The 20,538-nt window shown below is 55.9% G+C and carries 21 protein-coding genes; 16 read left to right on the forward strand and 5 right to left on the reverse strand.

Annotated features, from left to right (window positions below):
- Positions 1-49 precede the first annotated feature (49 nt).
- From HMPREF2756_RS05360 to HMPREF2756_RS05395, 9 genes are all read left to right on the forward strand, one after another.
- Complete coding sequence (locus tag HMPREF2756_RS05360; RefSeq protein WP_070619097.1) at positions 50-1,177, forward strand: ABC transporter ATP-binding protein; 1,128 nt, start codon at positions 50-52, stop codon at positions 1,175-1,177.
- A gap of 48 nt (positions 1,178-1,225) precedes the next feature.
- Positions 1,226-1,981: a HipA family kinase gene (locus HMPREF2756_RS05365; RefSeq protein ID WP_141747827.1), complete on the forward strand. Its 756-nt coding sequence runs from the start codon at positions 1,226-1,228 to the stop codon at positions 1,979-1,981.
- Between the two features lie 19 nt (positions 1,982-2,000).
- A complete protein-coding gene (locus HMPREF2756_RS05370) occupies positions 2,001-2,852 on the forward strand; it encodes a hypothetical protein (RefSeq protein ID WP_070619102.1) in 852 nt (283 codons plus the stop codon).
- A gap of 386 nt (positions 2,853-3,238) precedes the next feature.
- Positions 3,239-3,769: a 50S ribosomal protein L10 gene (gene rplJ / locus HMPREF2756_RS05375; RefSeq protein ID WP_004005327.1), complete on the forward strand. Its 531-nt coding sequence runs from the start codon at positions 3,239-3,241 to the stop codon at positions 3,767-3,769.
- 116 nt (positions 3,770-3,885) lie between these two features.
- A complete protein-coding gene (gene rplL / locus HMPREF2756_RS05380; protein WP_070619105.1) occupies positions 3,886-4,263 on the forward strand; it encodes a 50S ribosomal protein L7/L12 in 378 nt (125 codons plus the stop codon).
- Between the two features lie 320 nt (positions 4,264-4,583).
- A complete protein-coding gene (locus tag HMPREF2756_RS05385; protein ID WP_070619108.1) occupies positions 4,584-6,119 on the forward strand; it encodes a glycoside hydrolase family 32 protein in 1,536 nt (511 codons plus the stop codon).
- Positions 6,120-6,307: 188 nt separating this feature from the next.
- Positions 6,308-7,489 (forward strand): PTS transporter subunit EIIC, encoded by a 1,182-nt coding sequence (locus tag HMPREF2756_RS11480; RefSeq protein WP_246825854.1) that lies wholly within the window; start codon positions 6,308-6,310, stop codon positions 7,487-7,489.
- A gap of 8 nt (positions 7,490-7,497) precedes the next feature.
- Entirely contained in the window at positions 7,498-8,304 is an 807-nt protein-coding gene (locus tag HMPREF2756_RS11485; RefSeq protein ID WP_246825855.1) for a PTS sugar transporter subunit IIA, read from the forward strand.
- A 303-nt stretch (positions 8,305-8,607) separates the two neighbouring features.
- Positions 8,608-9,312, forward strand: coding sequence for a GNAT family N-acetyltransferase (locus tag HMPREF2756_RS05395; protein ID WP_070619112.1), 705 nt, complete (start codon positions 8,608-8,610; stop codon positions 9,310-9,312).
- Positions 9,313-9,474: 162 nt separating this feature from the next.
- On the opposite strand, the gene HMPREF2756_RS05400 is transcribed toward HMPREF2756_RS05395, so the two are convergent.
- From HMPREF2756_RS05400 to moaA, 5 genes are all read right to left on the reverse strand, one after another.
- Positions 9,475-10,497 (reverse strand): LacI family DNA-binding transcriptional regulator, encoded by a 1,023-nt coding sequence (locus HMPREF2756_RS05400; protein ID WP_070619115.1) that lies wholly within the window; start codon positions 10,495-10,497, stop codon positions 9,475-9,477.
- A gap of 177 nt (positions 10,498-10,674) precedes the next feature.
- Positions 10,675-11,943 carry a molybdopterin molybdotransferase MoeA gene (locus tag HMPREF2756_RS05405; protein ID WP_070619119.1) on the reverse strand — a complete coding sequence of 423 codons (1,269 nt, stop codon included), beginning with the start codon at positions 11,941-11,943 and terminating at the stop codon, positions 10,675-10,677.
- A gap of 27 nt (positions 11,944-11,970) precedes the next feature.
- A complete protein-coding gene (locus HMPREF2756_RS05410; protein WP_246825856.1) occupies positions 11,971-12,660 on the reverse strand; it encodes a molybdenum cofactor guanylyltransferase in 690 nt (229 codons plus the stop codon).
- Between the two features lie 107 nt (positions 12,661-12,767).
- Positions 12,768-13,034, reverse strand: a complete 267-nt coding sequence (locus HMPREF2756_RS05415; protein ID WP_070619122.1) for a MoaD/ThiS family protein — start codon at positions 13,032-13,034, stop codon at positions 12,768-12,770.
- A 3-nt stretch (positions 13,035-13,037) separates the two neighbouring features.
- Entirely contained in the window at positions 13,038-14,261 is a 1,224-nt protein-coding gene (moaA, locus tag HMPREF2756_RS05420; protein ID WP_070619126.1) for a GTP 3',8-cyclase MoaA, read from the reverse strand.
- Between the two features lie 181 nt (positions 14,262-14,442).
- Here moaA and modA point away from each other — a divergent pair, with 181 nt between their 5' ends.
- From modA to HMPREF2756_RS05455, 7 genes are all read left to right on the forward strand, one after another.
- Positions 14,443-15,264, forward strand: a complete 822-nt coding sequence (gene modA / locus HMPREF2756_RS05425) for a molybdate ABC transporter substrate-binding protein (protein WP_070619129.1) — start codon at positions 14,443-14,445, stop codon at positions 15,262-15,264.
- 77 nt (positions 15,265-15,341) lie between these two features.
- On the forward strand, positions 15,342-16,208 hold the full coding sequence (locus HMPREF2756_RS05430; RefSeq protein ID WP_070619132.1) for a molybdate ABC transporter permease subunit: 867 nt from the start codon (positions 15,342-15,344) through the stop codon (positions 16,206-16,208).
- 30 nt (positions 16,209-16,238) lie between these two features.
- On the forward strand, positions 16,239-17,618 hold the full coding sequence (locus HMPREF2756_RS05435; protein ID WP_070619135.1) for a molybdopterin molybdotransferase MoeA: 1,380 nt from the start codon (positions 16,239-16,241) through the stop codon (positions 17,616-17,618).
- 44 nt (positions 17,619-17,662) lie between these two features.
- A complete protein-coding gene (gene moaC, locus HMPREF2756_RS05440; protein ID WP_004005310.1) occupies positions 17,663-18,169 on the forward strand; it encodes a cyclic pyranopterin monophosphate synthase MoaC in 507 nt (168 codons plus the stop codon).
- A gap of 72 nt (positions 18,170-18,241) precedes the next feature.
- Positions 18,242-18,760, forward strand: a complete 519-nt coding sequence (locus HMPREF2756_RS05445) for a MogA/MoaB family molybdenum cofactor biosynthesis protein (protein WP_037231153.1) — start codon at positions 18,242-18,244, stop codon at positions 18,758-18,760.
- Positions 18,750-19,238 (forward strand): molybdenum cofactor biosynthesis protein MoaE, encoded by a 489-nt coding sequence (locus HMPREF2756_RS05450; protein WP_048779644.1) that lies wholly within the window; start codon positions 18,750-18,752, stop codon positions 19,236-19,238. The genes HMPREF2756_RS05445 and HMPREF2756_RS05450 overlap by 11 nt, the downstream gene beginning before the upstream one ends.
- 37 nt (positions 19,239-19,275) lie before the next feature.
- A complete protein-coding gene (locus tag HMPREF2756_RS05455) occupies positions 19,276-20,484 on the forward strand; it encodes a ThiF family adenylyltransferase (RefSeq protein ID WP_070619138.1) in 1,209 nt (402 codons plus the stop codon).
- Positions 20,485-20,538: the final 54 nt, after the last annotated feature.

Here is a 20,538-nt window from a genome sequence, read left to right on the forward strand (position 1 = left end):
GCTGTAGCGCTGCTTTTCGGGTAGAACGCCGGGACGTCATAATAGAAGCATGACAACTCAAGGTTCAACACCTCAGCCTTCCTCAACGACGACTCACGGGGGGCTTCAGATTCGTGGTGTCGCGAAGAGTTTTGGGACGGATACTCATGTTCTGCGTGAGATCGACCTTGAGGTGGAGCCGGGCGAGATGGTGTCGCTGGTGGGTGCATCCGGAACCGGTAAGTCTACGCTTTTGCGTATTATTGCGGGGCTTGAGGAAGCCAACGCCGGGCGCATTACTTATGCGGGTCAGCCGTTGAGTGCCGGGCAGGTAGGGTTCGTTTTTCAGCACCCGATTCTGTACCCGCATCTGTCGGTTCGTAAGAATATTCTTTTTCCAACTACCCTGCGCGGCTACCGCCAAAAGGTCGATAAAAATTACTATACGGATCTTATGGATGCGCTCCAGATTGGCGAGCTTCAGCACCGCAAACCCCAGGAACTCTCAGGCGGGCAGGCGCAGCGTGTGGGTATTGCGCGCGCCCTCATCCGCAAAGCACCTGTGGTTCTTTTCGATGAGCCGCTGGCGAGTGTTGATGAGGAACTGAGCGCAAGTATTCGGGCGGATATTGTGCGTCTGCACGCCGAGTACAAATTCACGGGGCTGTACGTGACGCATGATCAGAATGAGGCGCTGCAGCTTGGGCAGCGCGTGGCGGTCATGGATGCCGGGTACCTGGTGCAGGTCGATACTCCCGAGCATCTGCTGGCAAATCCGCATACGCTGCAGGCGGTGCGGCTGACAGCATCGCCAGCTCTGAACGAACTGACTCTCACGGAGGGGCAGCATCTTCCGGAAGGGGCTTCGCTCTATGTGCGTGCAACCTCGCTGCGGCGTGTAGAGGGCATTGTTGAGAACCCCACAGAGAATACGATACCGGTGCAAATTCGGAGCGTACTCCCGCAGGTGGGCGGCACACTCTACCGTGCTGTAACACAGGCAGAGGTGACTTTATATGCCGCGTCGCATGACGGTTCGGCGCGATTTCCTCTGCAGGTTCCCGGTGGGCAGCCCCTCGAATTTTTTGAGCCGGATGCGCTTGCCCTACCCGTCCTTACATCGGGGGAACGGGTACAGGTGCAGGTTCCCCCGCATCGCTGTTTTATCTTTGCCGACGGTATGCGGCACTATCTATGAGACACTAGGAAATTGTTAGACTTGTATATAGTTTGAGAATTCTAGAAGATGATCTCCGATGCCACGTTGCCCCACCGAGTAACAATGCGGTATCTGATTCGCATGGCGAATACGGGGGAACGTCCAGTGCTTTGCAGATGCGATGATGAGCAGGAATACTGGTGCAAGAGTTTTGAGCTAAGTATCAACGAGGATACGGTGGTGAATGAAATCGTTTCTGCCGAAGTTGGTCGAGCTATTGGTGCTCCCGTGTGTGAGTGGGCAATAGTCAATCCTGAAGAATTTGCGGGGACATCATTTGAGGGTAAGGAAATATCGGATGCACCGCTTTTTGGATCGCGTGTGGTTCAGACTGCACAAGAGAAGGATACTCTGGATCATTTGAACCGTGACGGTAACCAAGAACGTATTCCTAGGCTGGTTGCTCTCTGGTATCTTTGCAATGCCGTGGATATACAGGTGTTGTATAAGCAGGAGAATGATTTCCAGATATTTTCTTTTGACCACGGCTACTGGTTCGATTCACAGGAGCCGCCAGGACGTCAACTTATCAGTTTTCATCAGTTAGCTGGAAGGACCGAAATACCTGCAATCCCGGGGCATATCAAAAAAGATAACTGGCAGGCAGCCATCAACGCGGTGGACGCGTTAGAATATTCAGACCTGCATCATATTATTGACATGATTCCGTCTGAATGGAATCAGTCAGAGCAAGGTATGGACGAAATACTTCGCTATGTGCTGGGGCGAAAAGGCTACACGATAGAACGTCTCACGCACCACATGAATCAGACGAGCCACTGAGAGGAGGAGAGAAAGACTGATGCTGTATCGCTACTGGACTGTTCGGTATGTTCCCGACGCCGTGCGCCCCGATACGGTCGGTGTCGGTGTGATCGTCGCCGATGAACAGAACACTGATTCTGCAAGCAGGTTCGTGACCAAGGTTTCCGATATTCCGAATATCGGCGGACCACGCAAAGAATTTCTGGCCTCTCTCAACGGTTTGAAGGAAGATCTGAAGTTAAGATCAGCGACTCAGTCGGATTTGGACCCCACTTCGACCGTGAGCGGGTTCGTGGAACGCGCTCGCAGGCAGGGGCACGGTATTCTTCAGATTGACCCGGCTCGTCCAGCTGCTGGTATTTCTGCACAAGCTATTGCAGATGACCTATATCAGCGGATAATTGATCGTTCACATGAGGCTCGTGCGCAAAACCTTACTCGTGTGCGCGGTATCGTTCGTGAAGAATATGAAAATTCAGTTATTATCGACCAATATCTTCAGAAGAAGCCAAAAATAGATATTCTTGGGGATTCTGCAACTGTTGACTTGGCGGTACTAGGAGAAAACTACACTGAACTCAGCAGCGCTTTCTCATTCTTGGCTGCCCCCAGCGCAGAGTTCCGCAACCGCCTCAAAGCTTTTATTGCTGATATGAATGAGGTCCGTGAAGGTAACGTGTCGGTTTTGCAGGGAGCTGATAAGAAGATGCTTCACCTTTCTGAAGATACCCCTGTGATTGGGTATTTTGAAGAGCCTCAGGGAAAGGAACAGGGCAGACTCTTTGAGTCGATGCTCAAACGCTGGGACCAAATAGGGGTTAAACCTCTATCCGTGGACCAAGCACACGAACACGTCCTAGATGTAGAGCGTAAACTCCAAAAGGTATAAGCCTCTCCTGTGCCTACGTGGCTCTCACATAGATAGTCAGGTGATTCTTACAGAGGCGACAACGGACTGAACCCGGGTAATAGGGTTTAACTTGCTTTTGTCGATTTAACCTGTCATGATGATTAGACCAAAGACCGCCGGTCTAGAGCTGTGTGCTGTGCAAATTTCGGTATCTTACTGTCACGAAATACAGCATAATCTCTGATAAGAGCAGATTTCCTATCGGGAAATCGCCGCCCGCGCAGGTGCCCGATGTGACAGTTGCATCCTATGCGGATGCATTTTCATGCTGTCTGCCTCGTACGTCTGCGCGTCGGGGCATTTTTTATTGCCCCAAATACTGCACTTATTCGGCGACCTTACAAGAATCGGAAGAAGGAACTACCATGGCGACTCAGGAAAAGATCGCTGCAGTATCCGAGCTGAAGGAACTCTTCGAAGCCTCGAACGCAGTCATCCTGACCGAATACCGCGGTCTCACGGTGGCACAGCTCAAGGAGCTGCGCCGTGCACTCGGTGCTGAGACCGAATACGCCGTGGTGAAGAACACGCTTGCTGCTATTGCAGCAAAGGAAGTTGGCATCAACTCGTTTGAGGGTCAGCTTCAGGGTCCTTCCGCGCTGGCATTCATCAAGGGTGACCTCGTTGATGCTGCTAAGGGACTGCGTGACTTTGCCAAGGCAAACCCCCAGCTTATCGTGAAGACCGGTTACTACGAGGGTGAAACCCTGACCGAGGACGATGTGAAGCGCTACGCTGACCTCGAATCTCGCGAGGTTCTGCTGTCCAAGGTTGCCGGTGGCGCAAAGGCTGCTATTGCCCGCGTTGCCCAGGCTGTGGATGCACTGCGCGTCAAGCTGGAAGAGCAGGAAGGCGCAGCCCCCGCTGCAGCCGAGGAGGCTTCGGAGGAAGCATAAGCTCCCCGCACCTCACCGCGTGAAAACGCACCAAAACTTCAACCCGCCCGCCCGGGCAGGGTACTAATAAACCAGACCGCGGGCAAGACCCGCACCTGATAGTGAAGGAGCCACACATGGCTAAGCTGTCCATCGAAGAACTCATTGCAGCTTTCAAGGAACTGTCCCTCGTAGAGGTTTCTGAGTTCGTTAAGGCATTTGAGGAAGAGTTCGACGTTACCGCTGCAGCTCCCGTTGCAGTTGTAGCAGGCGGCGCTGGCGGCGGCGAAGCTGCTGAAGAGAAGTCCGAATTCGACGTTATCCTCGAATCCGCTGGCGACAAGAAGATCGCCGTGATTAAGGAAGTTCGTGCCCTGACCTCCCTCGGCCTGAAGGAAGCAAAGGACCTCGTTGACGGCGCACCCAAGCCCATCCTCGAAGGTGCTTCCAAGGAAGACGCTGAGAAGGCTAAGGAGCAGCTTGAGGGCGCAGGCGCAACCGTTACCCTCAAGTAATCGATTTCTTTTCGATTCTTATTACGCTGGGCGGCGCATCCACTACGGATGCGCCGCCCAGCGGCTTTTGAATCCTTAAACACGAAACGTGTTGTTCTTACAATACGCAGGAAGGGATCTAACCCCGGAGAAACCTTTAAGCTGTACGCCAGCTGTGGCGATGCTGAGTCTGCCTGTACATCGGACAATAAAAGGCGCATGACCCTAGGGAGGACGCTCATGGGCTGGTATGATAAACGCTTGAACCCCCACGCAGAGGTATATTGCCAACAGCCGGGGGAGCAGAGCACAGATATCTGAGAGTTGAAAAGATCGAGACCATGAGCCCGAAGAAAACCAAGACCTCAAAGAACGCATCGAAAGCGCGCCCCGAACGAGACCTAGCCCTTGAGGCACAAGACGTTCTGGATACCTTCGGCGCTGCTGTTCGATCTGACCGCGACTATCCTGCGTTGCATTTAGCGCCTCCGGTAGGAAGACTGAATGACCCCAACGGGCTGGTCTATGATGGGCACAACTACCACGCCTTCTACCAGTACTCGCCGCTTCACCCCGAACGCAAAGTGTACTGGCGCCACGCCGTGAGCACCAACCTCGTAGACTGGAAAGACGTGGGGACTGCGCTGGTTCCGAATACCCGCTACGACTCCCACGGATGCTACTCGGGCTCGGGTATTCGCGTGAAGGGCGGTTTCGAGTTCTTCTACACGGGCAACGTCAAAGACTCTAAGAATAAGCGTGAAGCTTACCAGATTCTTGCCACCGCAGGTAAAGATGCGAGCCCCGTTCGCCAGCTTCCGCCGCTTATTTCTGGTCCTCACGATGGTTACACGGCTCATTATCGTGACCCTCACGTATTTGAGCGTGACGGAAAATGGTGGATGGTCATCGGCGCGCAGCGCAAAGATAAGACCGGTGCCGTGGTCGTGTACACCTCGAAAGATCGCCGCGACTGGAAATTCAAGGGCGAGCTGGGCATCAAAGCTAAAGAACTTGAGAAATGCTACATGTTCGAGTGCCCTTCTCTGCTGCAGCTGCGTGACGAAGTTACCGGCGAGATGCGGGATGTGCTCATCTTCAGCCCGCAGGGTTTGAAGCCGATGGGGGAGAAGTACCTCAACATCTACCAGAGCGGTTATATTGTGGGTAAGTTCAACCCGAAAACCCTCAAATTCAAGGTAGAAACCCCCTTTACCGAGCTGGATGCAGGCTTCGAATTCTACGCCCCGCAGACTATCTCGGGCACCGGAACCTCAGCGGCTCAGGATGCGCCCCACGACGAAACTGTGATGATCGCTTGGTTCGGCAATGCCGAGCAGGACGACCAGCCGTCCTGGTCGAAGCGCTGGGTGCATATGATGACCTTCCCCCGCGAACTGCACTTGCGCGATGGTAAGCTCTATCAGCGTCCTGTGCCTCAGCTTGACGACGCCATGCCGCTTCAGCCAATCGAGCCAGACGAGAAAGGTAAGCTCAAAGAGCTCAAGGACGCGCGCGTCTTCCGTCTGCGCGGCCGCGTGAACGTTGCCGATGAGCGCGTGAAAATCAAGATTAAGGATACGCACGGCGTGGCGCTGAGTATCGTACTGGATCAGGATTTCGTGCAGATGGATCGCGGCGGAACCCGCTACACCGAGGGAGGCAGCCTGCGCCGCCGCACCCTCAAACGTGCTAAGACCCGCCAGTTCGAGCTGCTCGTCGATGGCTCGGCTGCCGAACTCTTCGTGGGCGGTAAGCTTGCGGCTTCGCTGGGTGCAGAGGTATTTAGTGCCCGCACCTTTTTCAAAGGTGAGAAACGCCGCGTTCGCCTGACCGGCGGGAAGGTTCTTTCGCTGGAGTATGCCCGAAAAAACTAGACCCATCAGAGAGTTTCATAAGTAGAAAAATATATTGTGCAGGAGCCTGGGATTTCATGGTCCCGGGCTCTTATCTTCGGGTATACTGCATGCTAACATGTCAAGCGATTGACATATCACGAAACGGTGATTTTTCACCACCTTTAACACAGACAGCACCTCGGGGTGCCAATCCAAAGGAGAGTAGCGTGGACCACAAATCAGTGGCAGAGCGCGTGCTGCAGGATGTCGGAGGCGTGGACAACATCCGCGCGGCGGCTCACTGCGCAACTCGTCTGCGCCTGGTCTTGAAGAACCAGGATTCCGTTGATCAAAGTGCTATTGACAATGACGAAGACCTTAAAGGCAGTTTCCTGAATGCCGGACAGTTCCAGATTATTGTGGGCCCCGGCGATGTCAACGAAGTCTTCAAGCATATGGTGGCATCGGGTGCCCCCGAGGTCAGCAAAGATGATCTGAAATCTATTGCGGCAAATCAGGGAAATATCTTCTCCCGCTTCATCAAAACCATTGCCGATATTTTTATCCCCCTGATCCCGGTGCTGGTCGGCGGCGGTATGCTGATGGCGCTTGATAACGTCCTTCGCGCCAAGAACATCTTTGGGCCAAAGCCCCTGATTGAAATGTATCCCGCCTGGGAAGGCTTCGCAGATATCGTGAACCTGCTCTCGGCGGCGCCTTTCGCTTTCCTGCCCGTGCTCGTGGGATACTCCGCAACTAAGGTCTTTGGAGGCAACCCCTACCTTGGCTTAACGATGGGTGCGGCTATGGTCTCACCCGCGCTGATGAATGGGTATAAAGTTGCGGCATCGCTCGCCCACACTGAGGGTACAGACCCCATGAAGTACTGGGATCTTTTCGGTCTTCAGGTGCAGCAGGCGGGTTACCAGGGAACCGTGCTTCCTATCTTGCTGGTCTCCTTTATCCTTGCGAATATCGAGAAATTCTTCCATAAGATTCTCAAGGGCACAATCGACTTTATTTTCACCCCCACCCTGACCCTGCTTATTACCGGCTTCGCCACCTTCCTCCTGGTGGGGCCGCCTATGTTCCAGCTGGGTACTTGGCTGGGTGAAGGCGTGAACTGGTTATACACTGCCGCCGGTCCCATCGGCGGGCTGATTTTTGGTGTGCTTTACGCGCCCATCGTAATAACCGGTCTGCACCAGTCCTTCCCACCCATCGAAACCTCGCTCTGGGCAAGCGGCGGTTCCTTTATCTTCGTGATTGCATCGATCTCCAACGTTGCGCAAGGTGCAGCAGCGGCAGGCGTCGCGCTGACGACCAAGAACAAGAAAATCAAAGGTGTTCCTCGGCTTCGGCTCCTTCGGCATTCCTGGGTATTACCGAGCCCGCGCTTTTCGGTGTGAACCTGGTATTGCGTTGGCCTTTCTATATCGCGATAGCTTCGGCTGGTCTTGGCGGAGCACTCTCAGCAATTTTGGGTGTTAAAGCATCGGCCCTTGGATCTGCCGGATACCTGGGTATTCCCTCCGTTAATCCTCAGGTTGGAGCCGGTTGGCTTGGCTTCATTATCTGCTTGCTGGCGACGACCGCTCTCGCCTTTGCCGCCTCATACTTCTGGGGTCTGAAGGCGGCACGCAGTGAGGCTTCCTCGCCGGATGCTGCCGTACTCGCTGCGGACGGTGCTTCTAAGACTGATACCGTCGCGGCGGCAGCTCAGGATCCCGAGATTGAGGGTGAGAAGACCGAACTCACCACCCACCTGGTGGGGACCGTCGTGCCGCTAGCCGAGGTGAAGGATGCGACCTTCGCATCCGGTGCGCTCGGCGATGGAACCGCCGTGGAACCCACCGAAGGTAAGCTGCTGGCGCCCGCCGACGGTAAGATTACTGTGGCATTTCCCACCGGTCACGCCTACGGCATGCGCACCGAAGACGGGCTGGATCTGCTCATGCACATCGGTATGGATACCGTCGAGCTGGACGGCAAGCACTTTACCCCCAAGGTTGCCAAGGGTGATACCGTCAAACGCGGCGATATTCTCGCCGAGTTCGATATTCCCGCCATCAAGGATGCCGGGTATGTGCTGGTGACCCCGCTGGTCATCACCAACGCGAAGAAACTCACCACCGCCGTACGTGATGCACAAACTCCGGGTGCCTCGGTTGCTGTCGGTGACAACCTACTTCAAGTTGGTCTCAAAGAGAAAACTTCGGCATAGATCTCACTGAGCGAGACATAAATTTACGCTCAGAGGTGCATAAAGTGTGTGGCACCCTATCACGAAAATCTCTGATGAGGTGCCACGTTTTCGTTGTGGTGACAATGGTTTCGCAGAATTCTGAGTTACATTGAATGGGGTGCGAGGCTGTGCGAAGGTGTGTTGTACCTCCTTGTTCGCTCCTGGTGAGTTAGATAACGTTATATAAGTCAGTATTTTCTGCATAAAAATGCAGATATTGAGAGGGGATGAGACCCCAGCCCAGCCGGTAGCCACTGCCCAACCACATGAAAGGTGATCATCATGAATACCACCCCGTACACCGTCCGCCAAGCTCGTCCAGAAGAAGTATCGCAGGTTCTTGATACGCTCACTGAGGCGTTCCTGAACGACCCCTATATGCACAAGGTCTTGGGCGAAAAACCGCAGAAAGATAAACTGCGCGCCCGCTTTGAAGTCCAGCTCGAAGGCACCTACATGCCTCGCGGTTGCGTAGACGTCGCCGTTGATCTCGACGGAAAGATTTTGGGTACCGCCCTGTGGCTTTCCCCCGAAAATCAGCAGACCGATGTCAAACAAGAGCTTCGAGATAACGCGAAGTTCATGAGGATCTTGGGACCGCGGACTATGCGGCATGTGATGGCTGAGAACCGTGAACTGCACAAGTACCGTCCGAAGTTTAAGCACTGGTATCTGCACACGATTGCGGTGCGGAAGACCGCTCAGGGTATTGGGGTTGGAACGGAGCTCCTGCGCCACGCGATAGACCGCTTTGACGGTAACGCCGCATATTTGGAGGCTTCCACCCCGCGCAGTGCGGCTCTGTACGAGCGTCTTGGGTTCATTCCTATGGGCACCTTCGCCTCGGGAGACCCCTATATGGGCATGCTGTATCCCATGAATCTTGAAACCGCTCAGGATGATGAGCACAGCGTATCCGTCCGTGAAGAAGACTCTGACGACGAGGGACATTTCATGATGCGGGAGCTCGTCGGCTCCTCCTCATAGAACGTATCCAAGTCATCGCCGCGTGTCTTGAGCACTCGTAATTCTGACATTGCGAGTGCTCAAGACACGTATTTTTTATCTGAAGTACTTGAGAGGAAATACCTTAAAACTGTAGCGGTCGTTTGGGCATATTAGACAAGTGACACGGTGTATGCACAACACTCAATCTCGTGCAGGTCGCACCGTGCCGCCCAACCGCAGGGTTACCGGCAGAATATCCTCACCGCCGCTAGCGTCTGCGGGTTCTGCATCTTCCTCAGTCTCGGCTGCGATCGCCTCCGTTAAGCGCCGAACGGCACGCTCGGCAAGAGCATCAATCGGCTGCACTACGCTCGCAAGTTCGGGCAGAAGCGTGTGAACCGTATCCGTGCCGTCAAAACCCATAACCTGGAAATCTTCGGGCACCTGCACCCGGCGGCTCTGGGCCCAGGCCAAGGCGAGCGACGCATAGGTATCATTCGATGCGAAAACCGCCTCAACGGGTTGGGTGCAGCGATGCGCATCAAGGTATTCGTACAGCATGTTGCGCTGATACTCCGCTGACTCGTGAAACCCAAGCTCCAGAAAATCCGGTGATAGTCCAGCAGCGGTAAGCGCATCCGCATAACCTCTCTGTCGTAAATTCTGTTCGCTCAGAGTCGAGGTAATGTGCAGTATACGCCGCACCCCAGTGCCGATCAGATGCTCGGTCGCTTGCCGTGCCCCCGCATAATTATCGGAACGAATATTGGGGTAAGGGCCGGTTTCGGGGCGATCGATAGCCACCAGCGGCGCCTGTACTTGAGGAAGCTGCGCGACGGCCTGTGAATGAGAGCCGGTAATAATTCCGTCTACCTGATGGGCAAAAAGCATATCTAAATAACGGTGCTCAAGCTCTGGCTGCTCATCGCTATTGCACAGAATCACCCGGTAGCCCACGTTCGCCAAACGCGACTCCAAACGATACACCATTTCCCCATAAAAAGGATGCGCCACGGTCGGAAAAATAAGCCCGATAATATGCGAACGCCGTTCCTGAAGTGAACGGGCAATGGCATTAGGGCGATAACCTAGCTCGCGGATAGCCGCAAAAACCTTGTCACGAGTCTTTTGGCTCAAATAGCCGCGGTTATTCAACACTCGCGAGACTGTCGTGGGCGAAACCCCGGCACGGGCGGCAACATCGCCGAGTTTGGGCTGTGCCATAGCGCGTCCTTTCGCGTGTCAGATAATCTCCCAACACTATACAGTCTCTTGTACACCCCCGAGAACCCTAAGCGAGCCCGTGTTTACAGTACGGAATATCTTCCCTCATGCGGCAAGTTTTTACTGAACGGCGGGGTACTTAGGTACCCTGGCCTGTACAGCAGAACGATGTGCGGGCTAGAAAACAGGTACGAGAATTGCATGCGTGCCCGCCCGCTGTCCGGCCGCATCCACGAGAGCGAAGTGGGTCGCCTGAGCCAGCCCTGAAAGCATATGAGAGGCCAGAGCGTCCAGAGGATAAGCCTTACCTTCAGAAACCCGCACCGGCATAAGACGATGCTGAGAACGCTTGCGCAGAGGCGGAATATCTGTAGCGAGTTCGGCCCGATCAAGCGCCGGAATCGGCAGATCGCGCAGCCCCGCCAGGATCACAGGAAGATACGAATATAACGCCGTATACGCCGCTAACGGGTTACCGGGAAGACCCAGCACCAAACGCTCTTGTCCCGCATTCATACCCTCAGTGGGCGCGGGAATCTTTGCCGCCAACGCCGGATGCCCCGGTCGCACCCGCACCGACTCGAAAATATACTCGGCACCAATATCGGTAAGCGTCTGCCGTACCATATCCACCCCGGACGTGCTCGACCCGCCCGTAAAAATCAGGATGCGCGCGGTCGAAGTCGTCACAAAGGTGTGGAACTCTTCAGCGATATCCGCAAGCCGCGCGGAAGGACGCACCTCGCACCCGGCGCCGGCAAGAGAGACCTCCAGAAAACCGCCGAACGCATCCCGCACCTGGCCGGGAGAGGGCATGCCGAAGGTGATAACCTCGTTCCCTGTGAAAGCGCACCGCACCGGAACGTTCTTAAGCACGGGAAGCTCGTCAAAACCATTGACTCCCAAGAATGCCGCGCGCTGCGCCGTAATAAGATCGCCGCGAGAGCTTAGAATCGCGCCGGGAGAAAGCTCCGCGCCCGCATAGCGGATATCTGTTCCGGGCTTCGGGGCAGTGTAACCCTCCGCCATGTCAAGATAGTGAATTCCCGAACCGAGCGCACCAGCACCCTCGTACCGGTGGGAATGCTCCTCACGCACAATCGCCTCGGTCCCCTCGGGCAGAAGCCCACCCGTGAGAATCGGGGTTGCCTCCCCAGCGGCAATCGGAACCGCCAGACGGTGAACGTTTGTGCGCGCATCCTCGGGGTAATCCGGCGATACGAGACGCCAGGGCGGTGCACCGGCGACCGCATACCCGTCCATCGCCGAAGAACTATAGTGCGGCACAGGCATGCGCGCCGCCAGGTCCTCTGCCACATACCTGCCGATGGTCGCCTGCAGGGGGAGAGCCTCGGTGCTCAGCGTTGGGGTGAGCGCGCTCGCGGCGGCGTGAAGCAGTTCGCGTGCTTCATGCCAGGAAACGGCGGGTGGATGGTGGTGAGACATGGAATCCTCTGCTGAAGTTGATAGTTATTAGTAGTCGAGCCAGCGTGGGGTGCTGTAGCCGAGTTCGTGCGCCTGCTCCCAGGTATCGACGTCGGCAGTATGCGCGGGATCAAGCTCGACGGCGACCGGGGCAAGACGCTTCACAAAAGAGCGCACGGAGGCGTTGGTGCTGCCCTCTGCAAAGACTTCGCGTAGGGGTGCAAACCGGTAGATGCCAACGAGCGGTTGGAAGACTCCCTCCGCTACGCCCCAGTACCCCAGAGTTTCGGTTGATGCGTCTACTGTATGCGCGAGAAGTTTCTGTACTGCGGGCGCTATCTGCGGGGTATCTACCCCCAAAATAAGGCACCACGCGGGAGGGGCCTTCTCGCGCGCCGCATAGGCTGCCGCAAGTTTTTCGAGTCCGGCATGAAGCGCCGCCGCAGGACCGGAATAGGGAGGGTCTTCGCGCGTATGCAGTGCATCCGATGGCACCGGCAAGGTTTCGGGACCGACGACTACGCGCAGCTGCGCCTGCCCGGCGGCATCAAGTGCGCGTTCCAAAAGAGTGTGGGAACCATTGGAAAGTCCGGCCTTCGGGGTGTGATTGAGGCGCGAAGATTTACCGCCCGCCACAATAATGGCGCAGAACGCGGGAATCTGGGCGGCGCGGGTCACCGAATGCTGGGTTCGTGTACCGTTATCCGGCGCACGTAATGGGTCATGCGGTGTGTGCACAGAGGTGAGACCTTCCGGGATGATGGCAGCAAGGGTAGCGTGGTGCGCATCCTGGCGGAAAACATGAAGCAACCGTCAAAAGCGAACGACAGCCCATAAGTCTGAGTTTACCCGCCAGCAAAGGGCGGCAGAACGTCTACGCGCACATTATCGGTGAGCACGGTATCGAGTTCGGAACGGGTACCATCGATCAGGAACGAGCACTGGTGCATAACCTGCGCGAGGGTCATGCCGGAGGCGGTTTTCCCGGTAAACGCCTCACCCAGTTTTTCGACGAGCGCATGCAGGGTTGGCTCGGCCAGGTCTGTAAGGCTCACCTGTGTCTCGGCAACGCCGGATGCGGCACGTGCGGCGGCGAAGAAATGTATCTGCACGTTTTAACCTCCGATAGCGCTCATTGAGCGGCTTGCTTGGGCGAACTCTTCAATATCGAAATCAGCGTCTTCTTTGCCGTGAGCGCGCGGCTTGAACCACATACCTTCGCGCCACCGCAGGGCAATCTCGCGGTCGCTGGCGCCCGAACGCAGCAGGTCGAGCAGGTCGGTTTCGGAATCCGAGAAGAGACAGGAACGGATTTTGCCGTCGGCGGTCAGGCGAGTGCGGGTGCACGCCCCGCAGAATGATTCGGTGACCGAGGCGATAATGCCCACGCGCCCAAGCGATGCGGCATCTTCGCGCGGGAACCCGGCACTGTCGAGGGCGGTACCCAGCGGGTAGACCTCCCAAAGCTGGGCGGGGGAGTCGCCGCGTTTTTCGGCGACCGTGCCCAGAACGAAGTGTTCGGAGAGCATCGTGCGAATCTGTGCCGCCGTAATCGTTCCTTCACGCGTCCATTTGTGATCGGCATCTAGCGGCATCTGCTCGATAAACCGCAGCTGGTAGCCGCCGTCAAGTGCCCATTGCAGAAGTTCGGGGGCCTGAGCGTCGTTGATACCGGGCATGAGCACAGCGTTAATTTTGATGGGCTTTAGACCCGCTGCTGCCGCGCCGTCAATACCTTTAAGAACCGACCCCAGCTTATCGCGGCGGGTCAACTCGGCGAAGGTTTCGGGGCAGATGGTATCGAGCGAGACGTTAATACGGCTCAACCCGGCATCGGCGAGCGCCTGCGCACGTTTTTCAAGTCCTATGCCGTTGGTGGTGATCGCCAGCGGAATCGTGGGGTGTTCTCGGTGAATTCGCCCGATAATATCGACGAGGTCTGCGCGCACCAAGGGCTCCCCGCCGGTAAAACGAATTTCTTCGACTCCAAGTTCACGAATGGCGATGTCAGCAAGGCGTGCAATTTCAGCGGATGTCAGCAGATTATTTTTAGGCAGCCACTCCAAACCTTCGGCAGGCATGCAATAAATGCAACGAAGATTACATTTATCAATCAGTGAAATCCGCAAATCGGTGGCGATGCGCCCCCACCTATCTAAGAGCGGACCGCGGTTTGTAATATATGGGGTCTTGTGTGCGGGTTTATGTAAGGGCTTTTGGGCGTCACCAGAATTTTCGGGCGTAACAAAAGCCGTGTTCGCATCCTGCTCAGAAGCTAAGGTGCGTAACACGGGGCCCGCAATAAGCTGTGTCCGGCCTGAACCGGCGGTGTATGCCATGGAATGACCTCAAAGAAAATTCGTATATTAGAGGTGACAATTAGATTATTCCATGTCTGCGGGTATGGGTGATAGTGTGCGTACCTTAAGTTACATCGAGCGCAAACGTACGGCACATTATTATCGCGGCGGGAATGCACGTTATTGTGCGTCATCACACCACCGGAAAGAGACATACACTATGAAAACTTCGTTGAAGGTTGCCAGTGCCAGCGCGGCACTTTTTGCCTCTGTCACCATGACCGGATGCGGTTCCAACTCCTCTAACACCGATGCGTCTGCCTCTGCTTCTTCGGCAGCATCTGGATCCGTGTCTGGCAAGGTTGAGGTCTATGCGGCTGCTTCCTTGCGCAATGCGGGTACTGAGCTGAAGGAAGCATTCGAGAAGGAAAACCCCGGCGTTGAGATCACCTACTCCTTCGAAGGTTCCTCCAAGCTGGTGCAGAAAATCGAGCAGGGCGCAAGCCCGGATCTCCTGATTACCGCCGACACCCAGAATATGGATAAGGCGGCTAAACTCGACGAATTCAAGGACGCCAAGCGCGAGGTTATCGCCACCAACAAGTTGGTGCTGGTCACCGCCGAGGGTAACCCCGGCAAGATCAATTCGCTGGACGACTTGAAGAACAGCGAAGGCGTTGTCGCCGTATGCAAGGTGAACGTACCCTGCGGTACCCTGGCGGACGAAGAGCTCAAGAAGCACCATATTGAGCTTAAGAACGCGACCACCGAAGGCAACGTGAGCGAGGTGACCACCAAGGTCACTACTGGTAACGCGGATGCTGGCTTCATCTATACGACCGACCTTGCCGCCGCTAAGAAAGACGGCAAAAACCTGGGCTCGGTAGAGCTGCCGGATGTTCCCAGGAACGAGTACCCCGCAGCACTGACCACCAAGGGTTCTTCCTCAGACGCTGCGAAGAAGTTTAACGAATGGCTCTCTTCGGATGAGGCCCAGAAGATTCTGGCGAAGTACGACTTCGAGTCTCCTCAGGCAAACTAGAATCTTCAGCGCACAACAGCTGTCACGTAACGGTCGCCCCCTGAAAGAACCTTGCGAGATTCTTGCAGGAGGTGGCTGTGTCGCCGCAGATTCCGAAAGACGTACCCGTGAAAAAACATACCGCTTTCACTGCCGTTCCCCGTTATTTTGCCGTTCCCGCGCTCCTGGGTTTCCTGCTTATTCTGGGCCCTCTTGTGGGTTTGCTGTACAACATCCCCTGGATGCGCCTGCACGACATTATCGACAAAGAAGTTCTCGACGCCGCGCGTCTCTCGCTCACCACTGCCAGTATTTCGACGCTGATTTGCGGGCTTTTAGGCGCCCCCCTAGCGCTGGTGCTCTCTAAAGTTCTCAGCCGCTCTCGCCTGAAAAAATTTGGGGGAGTACTGTATGCGATTATTTATACGCCCGTGATCCTCTCCCCGGTGGTTTCGGGTTTGGGACTGCTCTTCTTCTGGGGACGTAAGGGCATGATCGGTGAACATCTGTACCACTTGGGCATCATAATTCCTTTTACACCCACCGCAGTTATTCTTGCCCAAACTTTCGTGGCTCTGCCTTTCTTCGTGGCGACCGCCGTGACAACCCTGCAGGCTATTCCTGAAGAATATGAGCAGATAGCTCGGGTGGAAGGGGCAAAATCCTCCGAAATCACCTATAGGGTGCTCCTTCCCTTAGCAGCACCGGGAATTGCCACCGCTTTCCTGCTTTCCTTCGCACGTGCGCTCGGCGAATTCGGTGCCACCGTCACCTTCGCGGGTAATGTGCAGGGCAAAACTGAAACTATTCCGCTCGGCATCGAGTTGGCGATTGCAAGCGGAAGCATGAGCTCCGCATTGGGTAACGCCCTCATGCTCATAAGCCTGTACGTGTGCATCTTTGGGCTGCTTGGCCTATTTTCCGTGGTGAAGAAACTGCGTGCCAAAGCCTCTTACAATAGCTAGTAGATAATTCATCACCATTTGGGAGTACAAATGCACAAGCCCCAGTTCGATGGCACCCCCACCACCGAAGAGTATCGCGCCTATCTGGCGCTTTTACTGCGTGATACTTTTATCGGTCGCGCCGAAAACCTGCCGCTGGCGCGTGCTACCGACCGCATCCTTGCACAGGATGTGCTGGCCAGGCTTGATGTACCGAGTTTCGATAACTCCCAGATGGATGGTTACGCCCTAACCGCCGAGGGCGCCAGCCGTGAGAACCGCATCTTTACGGTGGGGCGTGAAATTCCGGCGGGGCGGCCGCTGCAGCGTTCGCGCGCATCCGACGATTTAACCTACCCGATTATGACCGGTGCCCCCATTCCTAAGGGATATGTGGCGGTGGTGCCGGTTGAGCATTCTGAGCGCATCGAATATCCAGACTTACCCGAATCCTTCGGGCGTCCCAGCGAAAAAATTAGGCTCCCTCAGGCGCCCAAAGGGCAGTTTATACGTCGACGTGGCGAAGACGTGGTAGCTGGGCAAATCATGGCGCGCTCTGGCGAGCGCGTGACCCCCGCACTGCTGGGTACACTCGCCGCGCAGGGGTATACACGCGTGACGGTTGCCTGCGGACCGCGTGTACTGGTGTGCACCGGCGGCGACGAGATTCGCCCCACCCTCACCGAAGACGGCGACGATACGGCTACAGAGCTCGCCTATGGCCAGATTTATGATGCTAACGGTCCCATGCTCACCTCAATGTTGGTCGAGGACGGCGCCGTGGTGCGGCGCATCTCGATCGGAGACGATCCGGAGCTTCTGATCGAGCACTTGCGGGAAGAATATGAGACTTTCGCACCGGATATTATTATCACCTCCGGCGGGATCAGCCACGGCAAATACGAGGTAGTGCGCAATGCCATCGCTATGGCACCGTCTTTGGGACTGCCAATTCCGCTTAGTTGGTTCGGACATGTGAGCCAGCAGCCCGGCGGACCGCAGGGCGTGAACGTGCTGGATTTCAACGGGCATCGCCTGCCCATGATTTCTTTCCCCGGCAACCCCGTCAGTACCCTTATTTCCTATGTGCTGATGCTTCGCCCCTACCTGCGTGCGGGCGGACCTTACGGCACCCCGCACGAGGTGGCCTCGCGCATGGCGACTCTCGAAAATGCCCCGCGCGGCGTGCTCGTCATTGACAAACCGCTGACGGCACCGCCCAATAAACGCCAATTTTTGCGCGGTAACCTGGCGATGGTTGAATCCGAACCGGGAACCTATCGGGTGGAGCTATACCCCGATGTTTTGCCCGGATCGCATCTGCTTCATCACGCTGCGACCGCCGATGTTCTCATCGAGCTGGCGCCGGGCACCACGTACACTGGGGGAGAAGCGGTGCGGTACCACCGCATCCGGCTTACGGATAACTGAACGTGGCTGAACCCTCACCCCAACACAGATCTTAAGGACATATCGTGACTGAGAAGAATCTTCACCCCGATGCGGCACAGCCAGCCCAAGACTTGACTCATGTGCGCGCCGACGGGTCTGCCCATATGGTTGATGTGACCTTGAAAGACGTCACCACACGCACGGCGCTCGCTGAGGGAACCGTGCACACTCGCGCCGATGTGATCGCCAAGATTTTTGATGCCGATTTGCCTAAGGGCGATGCCCTGCCAGTTGCGCGTGTAGCGGGTATTATGGGCGCTAAACGCACCCCGGATATTATTCCGCTGTGCCACCCGCTGCCGCTGGGTAAAATTACTCTGGATTTTGAGCGTGGCGAGGACTTTGTACGCATTGTGGCGTCGGTGAAAACCCGGGGCGTTACCGGGGTTGAGATGGAGGCGCTGACCGCGGTCTCGACCGCAGCGCTGACGATTTTCGACATGATTAAGGCGGTCGATAAATACGCCGTGATCAGCAATATTCGGGTACTAGAGAAATCCGGCGGAAAATCCGGTGACTGGGCTGTTTAGCGTTTCGCACTTTGCTATTTTGTGAAGCCCAGAAGGAAAACCTATGAACAACAGCACGAGAGGGAGCACATCGTGAGTGCAGAAGAAATCCAGCTTCCCGAGAATCTGACCGGGCTTGTTATCGTGGCGTCTACTCGCGCCGCCCGCGGTATCTATGAGGATAAATCGGGGCCTATCGCGGTTGAATGGCTGCGTTCACGCGGGTTTAAGACCCCGGACGCCGTCGTGATCGAAGACCGGCAGATTATCGACTACTTCAACTCTCTCATTGCCGATGGGAAGAAGAATAATAACCTGCCCACGTTTATTCTCACCAGCGGCGGTACCGGGCTGAACACGGACGATCAGACCGTAGAGGCGGTACGCCCGCATCTGGATAAGGAAATCCCCGGAATCATGCACGCTTTCTGGGCGAACGGCCTGCAGAACGTATCTTCCGCAGTGCTCTCACGTGGGGTTGCGGGCGTGATCGATAAAACCTTCGTGATGACTCTGCCCGGGTCGCGCGGCGGGGTTAAAGATGGAGTGAAAACCCTAGACCCACTCGTGGAGCATATCTGCCGCCAGATGGAGGACTATCATGACCACTAAGCCGCAGGGGCTCGACCACAGTGGGGCGCACGGCGCTGAGCCCACCGGTTCGGTTGTCATTTTCACCGATATTACCGAGGAAGCCTTAGAACCACTTGCCGCCGCCGTGAAGGCTCAGGTCATGACAGAGGCCATGGGCGCCCTTGTTGTATTCGACGGCATTGTACGCAACCATGATCACGGCAGTGCGGTGCGCGGGCTTTCCTATAGTGCGCATCCGCAGGCAAAAGAATATATCGCGCGTGTTGTGCAGTCTGTAGCGGATGAGCTAGAGGGGGTTCGTCTGTGGGCGGTTCACCGCGTCGGTCCTATCGCTATAGGAGAGTCCGCGCTGACGGTGCTTGCCGCTGCGGCCCATCGTGGGCGGGCCTTCGAGGCCTGCGAGGCGGTGGCTGACCGTGTGAAAGCCCAGGTTCCCATTTGGAAAGAACAGGAGCTGACGGACGGCAGCACCGAATGGGTGGGCATAGACACCTAGAGACTCAACACGTATTCCCGCGAAAGATACCATCAGGATGAGCTTTATCCCAGACCCCGAAACCGCGCCGGATCCCGTAACTCAGCTGAGCGCGGCCGAACGTGCCTTCTATGCGCGCCAGCTGATTCTGCCCGAGATCGGCATGGCGGGGCAGCTGAAGCTGAAGGCGGCACGGGTTGCGGTGCTCGGCGCCGGCGGGCTTGGTGCCCCCGCCCTGCTCTATCTTGCGGGAGCCGGGGTAGGCGAGATTATCATCATCGACGATGACTCCATTGAGGTCTCAAACCTGCACCGGCAGGTTATTCACACTTACGCACGGGAGGGAAACTCGAAGGCAGAGTCGGCTGCCGAAACGATGCGCGCGCTCAACCCCTTCATCACGGTGACCGTTATCCGCGAACGCCTCACCGACAGTAACGCTTCGACTCTCCTCACTGGCACGGATGCGGTGCTTGACGGCAGCGATAACTTTGAGGCCCGCTACGCGGTTTCGGCTGCGGCACAACAGTTGGGCATCCCACATATTTGGGCGGCAATCCTGGGTTTCGACGCACAGCTCAGCGTATTCTGGGCAGGTCACGGGCCGGTCTATGAGGACCTCTACCCGCAGGCTCCCGCACCGGGAAGCGTTCCTTCGTGCAGTACCGCCGGGATTATTGGGGCGCTCGCCGGTGTAGTCGGCTCAGCGATGGCAATGGAGGCTATTAAGGTCATCACGGGTTCCGGAAAGCCGCTGCTAGGTGAGGTTGGGCTATACTCCGCGTTAACAGGAAAATGGGAATATATACCTCTCTTAGCTTCGATGCAAGCAAAACCTAAGAAATCGGTAGAAACTCACCCTCAAGAGAGTCAAGACACTAAAAATCACTTAATATTTCGTCATAATTCAGGAAAATTGACGGGTAACCATCACACGCAAAAGTTAGAAGACATAACCCCTGTTCAAGCCCAGCAGCTTTTACAGCACGAAAAAATGACCCTTATAGATGTTCGTGAAGCTATCGAGTTTTCTTCTTTTGCGATTGATGGGGCAATTAATCTGCCGCTGACAGAAATCTTGGAAGCTGCCCGCGAAGGTCGTCTTGCCGCGAAAATCCGCGAAAAAATTGACCCCGCATCGAAATATCTTGTGGTCTACTGCACGGGATATACACGGGCGTTGGAGGCAGCACGGGATATTGCTGCCGCTACAGATACTCCCGTGCGCGTTTTAGTAGGTGGAATTTCTGGATGGCTTACGGTCTGAATAACCCTATGAATTTCCTGGATTAGAGAATATTTTTATATCGTATTTGGCATA

Origin of the sequence: Rothia sp. HMSC067H10, assembly GCF_001810635.1 — a bacterium.
Lineage (GTDB): Bacteria > Actinomycetota > Actinomycetes > Actinomycetales > Micrococcaceae > Rothia > Rothia dentocariosa.

Coding starts and splice junctions, on each gene's coding strand:
- HMPREF2756_RS05360 (WP_070619097.1), top strand. CDS start 50: ATGACAACTCAAGGTTCAACACCTCAGCCTTCCTCAACGACGACTCAC.
- HMPREF2756_RS05365 (WP_141747827.1), top strand. CDS start 1,226: ATGATCTCCGATGCCACGTTGCCCCACCGAGTAACAATGCGGTATCTG.
- HMPREF2756_RS05370 (WP_070619102.1), top strand. CDS start 2,001: ATGCTGTATCGCTACTGGACTGTTCGGTATGTTCCCGACGCCGTGCGC.
- rplJ (WP_004005327.1), top strand. CDS start 3,239: ATGGCGACTCAGGAAAAGATCGCTGCAGTATCCGAGCTGAAGGAACTC.
- rplL (WP_070619105.1), top strand. CDS start 3,886: ATGGCTAAGCTGTCCATCGAAGAACTCATTGCAGCTTTCAAGGAACTG.
- HMPREF2756_RS05385 (WP_070619108.1), top strand. CDS start 4,584: ATGAGCCCGAAGAAAACCAAGACCTCAAAGAACGCATCGAAAGCGCGC.
- HMPREF2756_RS05395 (WP_070619112.1), top strand. CDS start 8,608: ATGAATACCACCCCGTACACCGTCCGCCAAGCTCGTCCAGAAGAAGTA.
- HMPREF2756_RS05400 (WP_070619115.1), bottom strand. CDS start 10,497: ATGGCACAGCCCAAACTCGGCGATGTTGCCGCCCGTGCCGGGGTTTCG.
- HMPREF2756_RS05405 (WP_070619119.1), bottom strand. CDS start 11,943: ATGTCTCACCACCATCCACCCGCCGTTTCCTGGCATGAAGCACGCGAA.
- moaA (WP_070619126.1), bottom strand. CDS start 14,261: ATGGCATACACCGCCGGTTCAGGCCGGACACAGCTTATTGCGGGCCCC.
- modA (WP_070619129.1), top strand. CDS start 14,443: ATGAAAACTTCGTTGAAGGTTGCCAGTGCCAGCGCGGCACTTTTTGCC.
- HMPREF2756_RS05435 (WP_070619135.1), top strand. CDS start 16,239: ATGCACAAGCCCCAGTTCGATGGCACCCCCACCACCGAAGAGTATCGC.
- HMPREF2756_RS05450 (WP_048779644.1), top strand. CDS start 18,750: ATGACCACTAAGCCGCAGGGGCTCGACCACAGTGGGGCGCACGGCGCT.
- HMPREF2756_RS05455 (WP_070619138.1), top strand. CDS start 19,276: ATGAGCTTTATCCCAGACCCCGAAACCGCGCCGGATCCCGTAACTCAG.